This window comes from Alkalihalobacterium elongatum (genome assembly GCF_019024285.1).
Classification (GTDB): Bacteria; Bacillota; Bacilli; order Bacillales; family Bacillaceae_F; genus Alkalihalobacterium; species Alkalihalobacterium elongatum.
Genome location: NZ_WMKZ01000021.1, coordinates 1 through 12,745 on the forward strand (window position 1 = coordinate 1; position 12,745 = coordinate 12,745).

The 12,745-nt window shown below is 35.2% G+C and carries 18 protein-coding genes; 6 read left to right on the top strand and 12 right to left on the bottom strand.

The window, feature by feature from the left end; all coding sequences use genetic code 11:
- Positions 1–572: 572 nt before the first annotated feature.
- From GKP30_RS16895 to GKP30_RS16915, 5 genes are all read right to left on the bottom strand, one after another.
- On the bottom strand, positions 573–821 hold the full coding sequence (locus tag GKP30_RS16895; RefSeq protein WP_328703176.1) for a spore coat protein: 249 nt from the start codon (positions 819–821) through the stop codon (positions 573–575).
- Between the two features lie 64 nt (positions 822–885).
- Positions 886–1,074: a hypothetical protein gene (locus GKP30_RS16900; RefSeq protein WP_216830644.1), complete on the bottom strand. Its 189-nt coding sequence runs from the start codon at positions 1,072–1,074 to the stop codon at positions 886–888.
- A gap of 65 nt (positions 1,075–1,139) precedes the next feature.
- Entirely contained in the window at positions 1,140–1,412 is a 273-nt protein-coding gene (locus tag GKP30_RS16905) for a spore coat protein (protein ID WP_216830645.1), read from the bottom strand.
- A gap of 15 nt (positions 1,413–1,427) precedes the next feature.
- Positions 1,428–1,643, bottom strand: a complete 216-nt coding sequence (locus GKP30_RS16910; protein ID WP_216830646.1) for a hypothetical protein — start codon at positions 1,641–1,643, stop codon at positions 1,428–1,430.
- Between the two features lie 143 nt (positions 1,644–1,786).
- Positions 1,787–3,760, bottom strand: coding sequence for an electron transport protein (locus GKP30_RS16915; protein ID WP_216830647.1), 1,974 nt, complete (start codon positions 3,758–3,760; stop codon positions 1,787–1,789).
- A gap of 255 nt (positions 3,761–4,015) precedes the next feature.
- Here GKP30_RS16915 and GKP30_RS16920 point away from each other — a divergent pair, with 255 nt between their 5' ends.
- Complete coding sequence (locus GKP30_RS16920) at positions 4,016–4,603, top strand: lysophospholipid acyltransferase family protein (RefSeq protein ID WP_216830648.1); 588 nt, start codon at positions 4,016–4,018, stop codon at positions 4,601–4,603.
- A 19-nt stretch (positions 4,604–4,622) separates the two neighbouring features.
- Here the strand turns inward: GKP30_RS16920 and GKP30_RS16925 are convergent, their stop codons facing one another.
- From GKP30_RS16925 to GKP30_RS23800, 3 genes are all read right to left on the bottom strand, one after another.
- On the bottom strand, positions 4,623–5,354 hold the full coding sequence (locus GKP30_RS16925) for an alpha/beta fold hydrolase (RefSeq protein ID WP_216830649.1): 732 nt from the start codon (positions 5,352–5,354) through the stop codon (positions 4,623–4,625).
- 75 nt (positions 5,355–5,429) lie between these two features.
- Complete coding sequence (locus tag GKP30_RS16930; protein WP_216830650.1) at positions 5,430–6,569, bottom strand: CapA family protein; 1,140 nt, start codon at positions 6,567–6,569, stop codon at positions 5,430–5,432.
- 294 nt (positions 6,570–6,863) lie between these two features.
- Positions 6,864–6,992: a hypothetical protein gene (locus GKP30_RS23800; protein ID WP_268884695.1), complete on the bottom strand. Its 129-nt coding sequence runs from the start codon at positions 6,990–6,992 to the stop codon at positions 6,864–6,866.
- Between the two features lie 75 nt (positions 6,993–7,067).
- Here GKP30_RS23800 and GKP30_RS16935 point away from each other — a divergent pair, with 75 nt between their 5' ends.
- Positions 7,068–7,397, top strand: a complete 330-nt coding sequence (locus GKP30_RS16935; protein WP_216830651.1) for a YolD-like family protein — start codon at positions 7,068–7,070, stop codon at positions 7,395–7,397.
- 212 nt (positions 7,398–7,609) lie between these two features.
- On the opposite strand, the gene GKP30_RS16940 is transcribed toward GKP30_RS16935, so the two are convergent.
- Positions 7,610–8,191, bottom strand: coding sequence for a hypothetical protein (locus GKP30_RS16940; RefSeq protein ID WP_216830652.1), 582 nt, complete (start codon positions 8,189–8,191; stop codon positions 7,610–7,612).
- Positions 8,192–8,386: 195 nt separating this feature from the next.
- On the opposite strand from GKP30_RS16940, the gene GKP30_RS16945 reads away from it, so the two are divergent.
- The 3 genes from GKP30_RS16945 to GKP30_RS16955 all read left to right on the top strand — a co-directional run bounded on the left by GKP30_RS16945 (position 8,387) and on the right by GKP30_RS16955 (position 10,238).
- The gene (locus GKP30_RS16945) at positions 8,387–8,824 is read left to right on the top strand and encodes a MarR family winged helix-turn-helix transcriptional regulator (RefSeq protein ID WP_216830653.1); all 438 of its coding nucleotides are present in this window, start codon (positions 8,387–8,389) and stop codon (positions 8,822–8,824) included.
- Positions 8,825–8,963: 139 nt separating this feature from the next.
- Complete coding sequence (locus GKP30_RS16950) at positions 8,964–9,590, top strand: FMN-dependent NADH-azoreductase (protein ID WP_216830654.1); 627 nt, start codon at positions 8,964–8,966, stop codon at positions 9,588–9,590.
- 81 nt (positions 9,591–9,671) lie between these two features.
- Positions 9,672–10,238, top strand: coding sequence for an FAD-dependent oxidoreductase (locus GKP30_RS16955; protein ID WP_216830655.1), 567 nt, complete (start codon positions 9,672–9,674; stop codon positions 10,236–10,238).
- 61 nt (positions 10,239–10,299) lie between these two features.
- On the opposite strand, the gene GKP30_RS16960 is transcribed toward GKP30_RS16955, so the two are convergent.
- The 3 genes from GKP30_RS16960 to GKP30_RS16970 form a co-directional block, all read right to left on the bottom strand.
- Entirely contained in the window at positions 10,300–10,452 is a 153-nt protein-coding gene (locus tag GKP30_RS16960; RefSeq protein ID WP_216830656.1) for a hypothetical protein, read from the bottom strand.
- A 69-nt stretch (positions 10,453–10,521) separates the two neighbouring features.
- Entirely contained in the window at positions 10,522–10,806 is a 285-nt protein-coding gene (locus tag GKP30_RS16965) for a hypothetical protein (protein WP_216830657.1), read from the bottom strand.
- Positions 10,807–11,061: 255 nt separating this feature from the next.
- A complete protein-coding gene (locus GKP30_RS16970) occupies positions 11,062–11,517 on the bottom strand; it encodes a hypothetical protein (protein WP_216830658.1) in 456 nt (151 codons plus the stop codon).
- Between the two features lie 612 nt (positions 11,518–12,129).
- Here GKP30_RS16970 and GKP30_RS16975 point away from each other — a divergent pair.
- A complete protein-coding gene (locus GKP30_RS16975; RefSeq protein WP_216830659.1) occupies positions 12,130–12,675 on the top strand; it encodes a CBO0543 family protein in 546 nt (181 codons plus the stop codon).
- The last annotated feature ends 70 nt before the right edge of the window (positions 12,676–12,745 follow it).

Consider the following 12,745-nt stretch of genomic DNA (forward strand, 5'->3'; position numbering starts at 1 on the left):
ATGTATCTCTTTATTTCGCTTGGCTTTTTGTTCAGTTTTCAAAGAACTTTTTATGTCGTTGTTAGCGACAGGAATTATATCTTACCACGCTAGCAACTTTTGATCAACAACTAATTTTTGGTAAACTTTTTTACCTGTTCACTTCTTTTGAAGCGACAATTAATAATTTAACATGAACTCTAACTCTATGCAACATCTTTTTTGATGCTAAAAATTATTATTACATGTCAAAAAGAAAGCAGTCGTTCAGAAGCGACAAGAAATAATATACCAAATAATAATTAATAATACAATAGTATTACTCCATGAAATCACTGGTAATTTTTTAACATCATCACTATGAAAGAGGATTAAGATTAATTTCCTAACACTTTCTTATTACTTGGCCATTTTCATAAACTTTGTTGCTTTTGGACCGTTTTTTCATGCAGAGCATGAAGAGCCCGTCCTTCACTTGGCTAACGGTCCAATAGCAAAGAGCAACAATCCTTGAGAACATAGCATATTACTTATCAAGATTGCACTAAGCCTTTAGCGCCAAGTAATTATGAATTGAAATTTAATTAGCCATTTTAATTATCTGCAAGGTTTAATGCAGTTTCAGCAGTTTCTAGGTCAACTTTTAATTGTTTCGACATATCTTGTGGGTTATAGTAGCCGTTATTGATCATATAAGTAGATATTTTTTCGTGAAACATAATCGCATCTTCTAAATGATGCACTAATGTATTACGGACCTCTGGTGTCGCAGCTTCTGTAATTGCTAAAGCATAGTTCTTTATTTCTGATTTAGCGGCTACCAATAAATCTGTCGCTATCACTTGATCAGTTAACGGAGCAATCCCCGTCAGCTTTTCAATTAAATTGGTTTATTTAAATCACCTCTTAGTATAAATGGGTTTTTAGCTCTTCAATATGTCTTGATGTCATTTGAACATCTTGCTGCATTATGTCCTTTAAGTTTTGATCTGTAACTAATGCTTGCATAATAGTCGCTTTTGTTAGACATAAACTCTTAAAAGTTATTAGTTCATGTAATTCTAATGTTTCATGTACACCTAAGTTTTCACCCATGAGTTATCACCTCTCTTGAGTATATTGATTTAATTGGCTAGTTAGATTTTTTCTTCTATATATAGTTAATGTTCTAATGCTCTACTTGCGTATTGGACATCTTTTTGTAGTTGTTGTGGCACATTATATGCATCGTATATCCCTCTATCTTGAAGAAAACCATAAATTTGCTCATGCTGTGTAATAGCTGTTCTTAATTCTTGAACTAAAAAAGAACGTATTTCAGGTGTTGACGATTCAGTGATGGCAGTTGCAAAGTCTTTTATTGCAGCCTTCGTTTCAAAGAGCATATCGGTCGCAATCGTATGATCAGCAACACTTAATTGTTTTGAATCCATAATCAATCCTCTCCTTTACTGGTTCATTTGTGTTTGGGCATCACTAAGGAAATCTTTCATCTTCCCTACAGTCATAGTCCCTTGCTGAATGCTTTGTTCAACTAGTTGTTTAAGTTCTGGATTTTCTACAAGTTCTAATCGTGTTTTGGCTTGTGTAAGACAAGCCCATTTAAAATTGCTTAACTCACGTAAATCTACAATTTCATGAACGCCATATCGACTACTTTCCATATTATCACCTCCATTACCCTAAGATAGTTTTCGTTAGCAGGCGTTGTTTATTTCCAAGGAACCTTATTAAACCTTTACTTCATTTTTCAAAATAAACAATGAGAACGAAGAACTTTTGTCCTTCGTCCTCATTGTTTATATTACTAATTATCTATTTGATCATCACTAGAAGTTATCGAAAGTAAAAACTCAATTAAAGCATCTTGTTCTTCTTTTGAAAAACCAGTTGTTTGATCTACCCAGTGCTCGTGTCCAATCCCTTCAACATTTGCCCCTTGAAGTGCTTTTGATTTCCTGTTAGCTTTAACTACTTTTTTACGTAAATTTGAGTCAATCATTGCTTTTAAACTGTTGTATGGGTCAGGGTTAATAGTTTTGTGTAGGGTACCAGGAATTCCAAGATCCTTTTTTTCGTTTGGTCCGACAGCAACACCACCGTCGTGTAAATAAGGCGGGGACCATTTTAACCCAATTAACCCTTTTACTTTATAGCCTCCACTCTTATTTTCATCTTGAGCAAGCACTAATTTCTTCTGGTTCTCGGCAACATGTTCGGTCGGAACCCTAATAGCTTTAGCTTCTTTCGGAATAGGAACTGGTGTATCAAAAGAATAAATCCACGAGTCTTCCATTAGCTTCACCGTATCTTCAAAAGCCTTAGCCCTTGAAGGTTGTGCTTTTACTATATCATTATCAATTACTCGATTATTCGTATAGGCTGGTCCCGCGTGGCAGGAAATACAACCCCCTCGTTCGAAGACATCTCGCCCTTGAGCTTTTGTATTTTCATCAATTTCATACTTTGGTGGAATAAGAGAGTTTTGATAAGCTGACATTGCATTAATTTGTTCACCAAAATGAAATCCTGGTGAGTTAATAACAGTCCCGTTCGGTGAAAACATTGATATTTTCGGGAATGTTGGTGGCTTAACCATTTCGTTAACCCCTGGCACTGCTGGCTCTTCATCAATAACCTTCATAAATTCGGATGGCTTTTGACCTGACTCTGGATCATACCGATAATTAGGATTAGCCGCATTTTGTAATATCGTAGCAATATAAACTTCCTTATCAATTTCAAACAGATCATTACTCTGGTCAGCCTGTGCTAATAAATCAGAGTTTTGCGCATGTACGTTATTATTTAATGAACTAAGTCCTTTAAATGGTCCAACTGCTGCGAAACCATTCCAACCATACGGATGATCACCTAGAGTAAACGAATCGGGAATTTGTGCAGGGTTGTTAACCAAGTCCATGGTTGAATCAAAATTACCTGGAGGCCATTGCACAAGCATTTCATCAACAGCTTGTTCTAGCTTTTGCGGATCAGGTAATGCCTCTTGGTTCCCGTCAGTCGTTTCTACTGTTCGGTCATGATCTTCAATAAATGCTTTTATTTTTTCAGCATCAATATCAGTATTGGTAAAATAAGCGGTAGAATTTGATGCTAACGCTAACATCATCCCAGCGTTAAAGTCTAAATTAGGTGCCCCTTCTATTACCATTCCTGTTTCACGATCAACGGTAGCGTGGCAAGCAGCACAGCTCACACCTGCTTTTAACCTTCCTTCCTTGAAGGAAATAGGCATTCCAAGTGGCGCAAGGGCACCTTTTGGTACATCTAGTCCTGTATCAATCTTATCACCTTTGGCATAGTGCTTCCCACCAATTGTCACGTTTTCGGCAAGCTCAACCTGAAGATTATCGGTTTGTCCGCCTCTTAGCTCCAGTATCGCTTTTGCAATATTAGTTACAGAGATTGGACCATCTAGCATCCCTAAAATATCGGTAATATATATTTCGTTGTCAAAAGTTTCTTTATAAAAGATTTCCCTGCCAAGTTCTACAAAATCTTGATCAACTTCGACAGTCCCGTTTGAAGGAGAGAGCATTTCCATTCCGTCCTCGGTTTCCATAAGCTTCGCTGCTTCTTCAGGGGTAACGGTCACACCCCAAATATCATAGCTCGTACCTTGGCCTACTTCAGATCTTGAGTCATTTAGCACTTGCCCTTTTCTTGGCATATAAGCATATTCTGGCTCAATCATCCCTACTACGCCGACAGCAGCAACAATAAAGATCGCCGAAATGAAAAGAATAGTTCTTTTCCGCACGAATACCTATCCACCCTTCATTGAGTAATTTAGAGTATTTTCCTTAAAAAGCCTCTGTTGTATTCATTAATAAAGAAATTCTAAAAACTTATAATAATATCCATTTTTTGGAGCAAGACCTAATTTTATGAGTTAATAACCTTTTTAACAAAGGAGAATAAGATATAGAAAGTTTTTTAAATAAAATTTATTGCACAACACTCTTGTAGGAAAGCGGTAGCAAGGATAAGACCAAAAAGAGGGTGCGGTGATATAATGTTTTATTATTTTTTACGAATGATCATTAGCCTCTATTTAAAAGTACGATTTAGAATAGAGGTCATAGGAAAGAACAATATTCCTATAAAAGGCGCTCTAATTATCGCCGCTAATCATGTTAGTCACTACGATCCAATCATTATCATGTGCCTAGTAAAGAGAAAGATTCATTTCCTAGCCAAAGTTGAACTTTTTAAGTTTAAAATAACGAGATGGTTTTTCAGAAAAGTACACGCAATTCCTATAGACCGAAATAGCAAGAATATGATTCGGTCGATTCGTGAGTCAATATCCACATTAGATGAAGATAAAGTTTTAGGGATTTTCCCCGAAGGGAAGCGGTTAAGAGTTAATGAAGTAGTAAAGCCGAAAAAGGGAGTAGGTTTTTTTGCTTTAAAGAGCCAAGCACCGATCTTGCCGATTTCAATAATAGGACTTGAGCAAAAAAGGCTATTTAGACAACCTATTAAAGTGGTTGTTAGCGAAGCTATCAAATATGATGATATCGGTACAAGTAATTATGAGGAAATAGCACAATATGTAATGGATATGATTGAAAAAAATAAAAGAATGACACAAAGATAAATAAAGGTGCCTGGCACCTTTATTTTACGGTCAGCCATCCTTGAAGTGCTTCGATAAATTGTTCGGGTTTATCAAGCATACCCATATGTGATGTATCAGTAATCGCTTTCGTAATGCGGGGCGAAGCTGTATGAAAAGGTGCTTCTGACAAATCTTTAGTCCCTTCTAAAAACAATAAAGGAATATCTACTCGATTTAGCATGTCGACTTGATTTGGGCGGTCTCTCATTGCGTACAGAGCACCGACTGCCCCTTCAACTGTTGTTTGATCGGCGTGCTGGTACGCTTCATTCACATCCTTAGGGTCTCCTTGAAATGCAAAATAAGTAGGGATGCGTTTTTTTGCCAGTGCAGCGACACCTTCTGTTTGAACTAATTGAATATGTTCATCTCTTTGTTCCCTATCTTCATTACTATCCTCGACTGGTGATGAATAAACAAATGCGGCTCTCTTTACGTATTCTGTATGATTTTCTATCGCGGCCATTGTGATATAACCACCCATAGAATGACCGATCCATGTCGCATTAATAATATGTAGAGAGGACAATAATTCAACGATCCTAATGGCATAGTCATACACTGTTTTTTCATTATTGTACGAAGACTTGCCATGACCAGGTAAGTCTATGGAAATGACATCGTAGTGTTTTGTAAAATAGGAAAGAACTTTATCATATACATGATTTGTACTCAAAAATCCATGAATGAATAGCAGAGGTTCACCTGTCCCTTGACGATCAAAATGCAACAATTAAAACACCTCACACTAAAGTCAAAATAGTTATACCGTTTTACATAGTTTTTAAATTTCATTAACCCTAAGCTAGTCAGTTAAAAGCTTTTCTGATCTATGTAAATATTGCAATGTGTGGTCGACGACTTGATCATACGTTGTACCTGAAAGTGTTGATCTCTCAACATCAAACATCGGGATAACATAAAACCCACTTTCTTTTTGGATGACAACAGTCGGTTCTATTTTGGGAGAACTAAAGCTCACTGTGACTTCATCTCCATCTGCCACTTTAGTCACATCTACCGTTGCAACCCCACCAATATCAGTGAATTGAAATTTTTGACCAGAAAAAAAGTTCCCTAATGAGTAAAAAACAATGGTTTCAAGACCTTCCTCGCGATCAATTTTTTCTATTGGTTGTAATACATGTGGGTGGTGCCCAAAAATAATGTCAGCTCCAGCTTCTGACAGCACTCTTGCCAAATTCCGTTGTTCATCATTAGGCTCTCGTTCGTACTCATTACCCCAATGCATATGAACTACAATTACATCAGCTTTGCCACGGAGGTTCTGAACATCTCGAACCATTCTCTCTTGATTAATCATAGCTACGACATCAGGATGATCATGAGGAATTGGAATTCCGTTAGTTCCGTAAGTGTAAGCTAAAACTCCGATTGCAATATCGTTTATTATGACGATACGCTCTATTTCCCTATCCTCTTTATTGCGGTAAACACCTACATAGTCCATACCAATCTCTTCATAATAATCAAGGGCACTTTCTATTGCGTTCATTCCACGATCAAGTGTGTGATTATTTGCTCCGATGACCATATCAACACCTAATTTTTGTAATGTTGTAACGATCTCTTTCGGGCTATTAAATGATGGGTATGTAGATAAACCAATTTCGACTCCTCCAGGCATTGATTCCTGGTTAGCCATTAAAAAATCAGGTTTTTTTAGTAGCGGTTTTACTTCATTTAGCATCGGATCAAAATCATAGGTGCCATCTGGCTTTTTTGCTCTTTGGTACACACGTTCATGTAGAAGTACATCTCCTATCGCTCCAATGGTGATAGTTACTTCCTCCACACCTTTTAATTCCTCTTTTTCAAAGAAATTAGATTTAAGGACAGATGAGTGATCTCTGATAGGTTCTGTATGCTGGCATCCAAAAAGAAAAAAGGAAATAGCAAGAAAAAAGAATAACTTTTCGATCATGTTTTTTACCTCCCTCTATTAGAGACAAATAGAGAATTAAGTTAAAGGTCTTCGCTTCCCGTCGACCTTTTTTATCAGTAATTATGTCTATTTACTGAAGTCCTCATCCATTAAATTCACTTTTTTTCAAATAAATCCCTTATTAAATAAAATCAAATTTCTTAGATCTTCCTGTTTTCATAGCATGGAATAATACTTATCCGTGTATTCTGCTCCAATGATTAGAGCGTTCCTTAATTGATAAAATATTTTCCACCCTAAACATTCTTAACAGCTTACTCTTATGGCATATTCCTAGAACTCGACCTTTTCTCCGACTTTCTTGATTGTAATGATGCGTTGAGTAATGATTTCTTTTTTAGAGAGATAGATCATCTCAAGAGGTAATCCTGATAACAAAGCGCATTTTAAAATACCTTGCATTTTTTGTTCGCCTCCTTATACAATATTATACGAACAAATGTTCTAATAAATCAAGTTCAAAAAGGAGACCAATTTATGTTAAAGGACCGTGGAAATAAAAAATGGACCTCCCTCATGTTACCAGAGCATGTTAGACAGCTTAGAATAATGGCAAAGGAACTAAACAAAATTCCGCAACCAACAATTGATGAACAACAACTTGAGGAATTTGAACGAAAAATAAGTGAAGCGATCGAAATTGACCAGACCGTTACAATCTTCTACTGGGAAAGCGGTGAAATTTATATTGTTGAAGGCAAAATTCAAGGAATAAATCGCTCTGAAAAAATGGTTAAATTAATTAAAGAGGATGAACGAATTGCTTTCATTTCCTTCTATAGTGTCATTGAAATAGAATTTAGTTAATTCTGTATTTAGGTATAATGACAGTTGTTGAGAATTAGATCATCATGTGAAATAGGAACATTAACTGCTCCCAACTATTAAAGAACCATTCGCAACCAGTTGCTCCGAATGGTTCTTTCGTAGTTCATTAAATTTTATAAAAACACCAATTTGGTTATTATGATAATAATGTTTGAAAACAATTTAAAGTGTCACATCAACGAATTTAGTATTTACTGCTTTCGAAAAGGAAATTGTTGTGTTTGGTATACATCCCCTGATGGAAATGGGTGTGTCATTGGTCCTTCCATAAAATCGTCCATCATTAGTGGCATCATACCATGATGTTGTTGAGTGTGTGGCATCATTTGCGGCATCATGCCATGGTGTTGTGTGTGTGGCATCATTTGGGGCATCATACCATGGTGTTGAGTGTGTGGCATCATTTGTGGCATCATACCATGATGTTGTTGAGTGTGTGGCATCATTTGCGGCATCATGCCATGGTGTTGTGTGTGCGGCATCATTTGCGGCATCATACCATGGTGTTGAGTGTGCGGCATCATTTGCGGCATCATACCATGGTGTTGAGTGTGTGGCATCATACCATGCATGTGAGAATGTGGCATACTGCCGCAACATGATGGCATCATATGTTGATGATGTGGCATCATCGTATGCATATGGTGTTGGTCCATTAATGGCATTGTCATCCCTGGCTGTGTCATCATTCCGTGATGATGCATATTCGGCATCATATTATCTAATGTTAATGGAGCTTTACTCTTATTTTTACAATTGCAATTTCTATCCATAGAAAACCATCCTTTATAAGTTTACTTCTCTTCCTTTGTATGCAAATACCTAGAAAAGCGAGCGGGCTAATACCTAAAATTAGGTAAATTTCCTAAGTAATTAAAAAACAAAAGATTTGACATCACCTTTTCCCTTTACTATAATTTGAGTTGTAAATAGTATGTATAGCAACTAAATGAATGTGAGGTACCACTTTGAAACTCTCTTTGCATGACTACATTAGTATTAAAATACATCAAACTGACCTTCATTTGACGAGTTATATAAAAACCAAATTAGAAGTTTTTAATATAGCACCAGAACAAAATTTAATCATGATGCTTCTTTGGGAACAAGATGGTCTAACTCAAAATCAGATTTCTCAAAAGTTGAACAAAGATAAAACAAACATCGCTCGTATGGCTTCTAATCTTGAGAAAAAGGGATTTATTTCAAGAGTTAATTGTCATGATGACCGTCGTTCAGTGAAGCTATATTTAACTCCCGAAGGTAGAGCGTTAGGAGAGAAAGTTATTCCGATCACTGAAGAATTCAATGATATTGTCACTAAAAATATTTCAAAAGAAGAACTTCAGCAATTAGAAAAAACGCTTAAAAAAATGAGTAATAATGTAGACTGTTTTCTAAAGTGAAACAGCTACTTTTTACCTAAATAGTTGCTATTACAACATCTTGTATTTATGATTTATTAGTACTTAGTTGCTACAACAACCTTATAGTACTTTAGTTGCTATACCAACTTCTCAATTTAAACATATTCTGGAGGTTATTATGCCAAATGTATTATTTATTAAAGCGAATTCAAGACCAATTGACCAGTCAGTTAGTGTAAAACTATATCAAGCTTTTTTAGAAAGCTATAAAGAAAGTAATCCGCAAGATCAAATTACAGAGCTTGATTTATTTAGTGAAAACTTACCCTATTACGATACAAACATGATCAACGGTATGTTCAAGTTAGGTAAAGGAATTGACTTGTCAACTGAAGAACAAGCGGCCACCGAAATCGTGAACAAATTTTTAAACCAATTCCTTGCAGCTGATAAAATAGTCATTGCCTTCCCTCTTTGGAATTTTACAGTACCTGCTGTGCTACACACGTATTTTGATTATTTATCTCAAGCAGGCCAGACTTTTAAATATACGGCTGAAGGTCCAGTAGGCTTAATCAATGATAAAAAAGTTGTTTTATTAAATGCTCGTGGTGGGGTTTACTCTGAAGGTCCAGCTCAATCAGTAGAAATGGCTGTCAACTATGTACAAAATATTCTTGGCTTCTGGGGAATTCAGGACCCAACTACTATTATTGTTGAAGGTCATAATCAATTTCCAGATCAAGCTGAAGCGATTATTTCTGAAGGTATTGAACAAGCAAAAAAGGTAGCAAAAGAATTTTAACCTTTGCGTTTCGAGACTAGTAAATTTTTTACTTTATAACTCTAGTCTTTCTATAACGATACAATATTAGGAGGAATGAACATGTATGATGTAGCAATTATTGGCGCTGGACCTGCAGGGGCAAGTGCCGCCCTATTTTCAGCTAAAGCGGGGAAGAAAACTATCATATTTGAAAATGATAAAAGTATGACTAATCGTGCTTGGGTAGAAAACCACTATGGTGTAAATGGTATTGAAGGTCCTGCCCTACTTGAATTAGGGAAAAAGCAAGCGGTAAAACAAGGTGCTGAAGTAGTTAATAGAACGGTCGTAAACATTGACAAGGAAAGTGAAGGATTTACGATCACAACCGAAGAAAACCAACAATTTCAAACGAAGTATGTTTTGTTAGCGACAGGTGCAATAACCGATCTTGCTAGCAAAGCTGGTGTTAATTTAGTTGCTGGTACAGAACCGAGAATAAAAACCATCGTAGAAGTAGATGCTGATGGCAAAACGAATATCGATGGGATTTGGGCAGCAGGAACTATCGCAGGAGTTAGTGTTCATACGATTATTACAGCAGGCCATGGTGCCTCTGTAGCAATAAACATTATTAGTGAATTAAATGGTGAACGTTATGTTGATCATGATGTACTAAAATTATAGAATTAAACAGGGTGATCATACGCATCACCCTGTTTTTATTTTATACTAGTTTATTAATATACTAGTTTTTATTTTGGAAATATGGAAATACAGGGAACTTTAGAATAGAGTTATTAATCGGTTTTGATAGGACTTGGTCTTGAAGCCTTTGTAATTTAATTTTTGATACGTCTCTTCCGTCATAGTAATTTGGCTCGTTAATATTTGTTTTCATAATAAACCTCCATTTTTGTTATTGTAAAATTACTTTAGTAACCTAAATTTACATAACATAAAAAATAAATCAGGACATTTTTTCCTTATTAAAAATTTCTAGTATAATTGCAACCAAAATGGAAGCAAAGAATGAAATTGCAAGAAAAATGATGATCAGTATATCATATATCCCCTCAAACCCTTGAGAAATGAATTGCAATTTTATGTAAAAGAAGAATATTCCAGCTACAGAAACTTTCGCTGGTATGTACTTAACTAGATTTTTAGATTTGGCCTTTCCTATTTGGTATACAGACAATGAGACTAAAGCAATTAAAATAACTCCAATAACTAAAGTATATTGTACGGCCATTTTTTAACTCCCTTAGTTTATTTCTCAAAAAATGTATAATATAGGTTACTATGATACCATTTCTATAGTATCATATTTTCCATCTAAACACTTAATATTTTTTAGTAAAATAAGTACTAGTGCTCATATTTAATAAATTGAGAAAAAAATCAAGGGGAGTTTCACAAGTATTCGTAGTGTGATTTTATACTTCCTACTCCCGCTTGCATCAATATAAAATGTGGGAAATTTTGTTCTAATATTTTATACGGAAAATTAAACGTTTTGTACGGTGAGGATCACTTTTCGAATTAGGCACCCTGTTATTAAACCTGGAATAACTGAAAGTATAGGTAACCAGACAGGCCCTAGCAAGACATTATATACTGTGATTTTTGGTGAATACATCGTACCAACGGTGACAAAAAAAGCGGAAAAGACGAGTGGTAGAAATGAATATGGCCCTCTACCTCCTCCCGCATCTTTATATGCGTCCCACATGGCAAAAAAATAAAGACACGGGTAAAACAATAACCATTGAAAATCTGCTCGTTCAATGGCAGCTTGGGTTTCTCCAAGAAAGCTTAACATAATGATTTCATTAAAATTCGCTTGTACATTAACAAGGAATTCTAAGAATATAAATAACACTCCTTTCAAATAGTTTTTGCTTAACACTTGCGCAAACCCTGGAAGAGCAATGCTCCAAAATATTGCTTCGGATTTCTTCATCAAAGCACTACCTCTGTATTAAATTTTTCCGAACGAACATTTTTATTTTCTCTATAAAATTACAATTTATGTAAGTTGTTAGTGATCTGTATAAATAAATTACTGATAATAAATATTTATACGTAATTCATTATAAAAATTCTAAGAGTGTACTTAAAATAAAAGCACCTCCAAATTTGAACTCTCCCTGGCTAGTAGTCAGTTGAGTTATAAAATTTGGGGTGCACCATCTTTTATTCGTTTCATTTATCTATTTTTTTACTACCCAAAACATGCATTCACTGGAAAACGACTTAACTTCTTATGTTTCATCGAATAGGTCCTTCCTATAAAATCCCTCAAAGAATTTGAAATTGGCTAAATATATGGTTTCTTTTACTTCATCCTCACTTGCAATATCCTCATTCTTAAAATATTTCTTTAAAACGTAATTTTCCGATGCCCATAGTTCTACTTCATGTGTTGATTCACGATAACCTATCTACTACATTCTCAAAGGAGTCTATAATGAATTTTTATCTATTTCCATCATACTACCCCCATGTTCTTTTTTGTATAGTTTCATACTAAATAATTACATCATTTTACTTAAAAGGTGACAGACTATATATTATGAAAAACGGGATCGAGAAAATTACTCATTTATTTAAGCAAATCCATGAAATTAACAATCAGCATATCGATTTATGGAGTGAACATGTTTTATTTACTTGGCAATGGTGGTTTGGTCTTTTCCTTAGTATAATACCTTGGGTAATTTGGTTTTTATTTAGAAAAAAGGACAGTACATTAAGATTACTAACAGCTGGTTTTTTAATGATGTTTATCGCTTCGTGGCTAGATAGTATTGGGATCCAATTAGGATTATGGTATTATCATTATGAGGTAATCCCTTTTATCCCCGCTTTTATTCCTTGGGATCTGTCGTTGATCCCAGTGGTTACGATGGTTATTTTACAAATTAAGCCTCATGTTAGTCCATACATAAAAGGAGCCGTTTTTGGAATTATTGCTTCATATATTGCAGAACCATTTTTTATTTGGATTGGCTTATACGAGCCTATAATATGGAAGCATATTTATTCATTGCCGATCTTTTTTATCTTATATGTAATCGCTCATTTTTTATGTCATGGAAAAGCATATCGAGCTTTATAACTAGTCGGTTGAACCAGACAAAGAGCACTTCTTAACAGTAATGGCTTGATACATCCATCAAGCCATTACT

Excerpts from the sequence above, each read along its gene's own strand:
- GKP30_RS16955 (WP_216830655.1), top strand. The coding sequence starts at position 9,672 with ATGTATGATGTAGCAATTATTGGCGCTGGACCTGCAGGGGCAAGTGCC.
- GKP30_RS16965 (WP_216830657.1), bottom strand. The coding sequence starts at position 10,806 with ATGGCCGTACAATATACTTTAGTTATTGGAGTTATTTTAATTGCTTTA.
- GKP30_RS16960 (WP_216830656.1), bottom strand. The coding sequence starts at position 10,452 with ATGAAAACAAATATTAACGAGCCAAATTACTATGACGGAAGAGACGTA.
- GKP30_RS16950 (WP_216830654.1), top strand. The coding sequence starts at position 8,964 with ATGCCAAATGTATTATTTATTAAAGCGAATTCAAGACCAATTGACCAG.
- GKP30_RS16905 (WP_216830645.1), bottom strand. The coding sequence starts at position 1,412 with ATGGATTCAAAACAATTAAGTGTTGCTGATCATACGATTGCGACCGAT.
- GKP30_RS16975 (WP_216830659.1), top strand. The coding sequence starts at position 12,130 with ATGAAAAACGGGATCGAGAAAATTACTCATTTATTTAAGCAAATCCAT.
- GKP30_RS16940 (WP_216830652.1), bottom strand. The coding sequence starts at position 8,191 with ATGGATAGAAATTGCAATTGTAAAAATAAGAGTAAAGCTCCATTAACA.
- GKP30_RS16930 (WP_216830650.1), bottom strand. The coding sequence starts at position 6,569 with ATGATCGAAAAGTTATTCTTTTTTCTTGCTATTTCCTTTTTTCTTTTT.
- GKP30_RS16910 (WP_216830646.1), bottom strand. The coding sequence starts at position 1,643 with ATGGAAAGTAGTCGATATGGCGTTCATGAAATTGTAGATTTACGTGAG.
- GKP30_RS16935 (WP_216830651.1), top strand. The coding sequence starts at position 7,068 with ATGTTAAAGGACCGTGGAAATAAAAAATGGACCTCCCTCATGTTACCA.
- GKP30_RS16900 (WP_216830644.1), bottom strand. The coding sequence starts at position 1,074 with ATGGGTGAAAACTTAGGTGTACATGAAACATTAGAATTACATGAACTA.
- GKP30_RS23800 (WP_268884695.1), bottom strand. The coding sequence starts at position 6,992 with ATGCAAGGTATTTTAAAATGCGCTTTGTTATCAGGATTACCTCTTGAG.
- GKP30_RS16970 (WP_216830658.1), bottom strand. The coding sequence starts at position 11,517 with ATGAAGAAATCCGAAGCAATATTTTGGAGCATTGCTCTTCCAGGGTTT.
- GKP30_RS16920 (WP_216830648.1), top strand. The coding sequence starts at position 4,016 with ATGTTTTATTATTTTTTACGAATGATCATTAGCCTCTATTTAAAAGTA.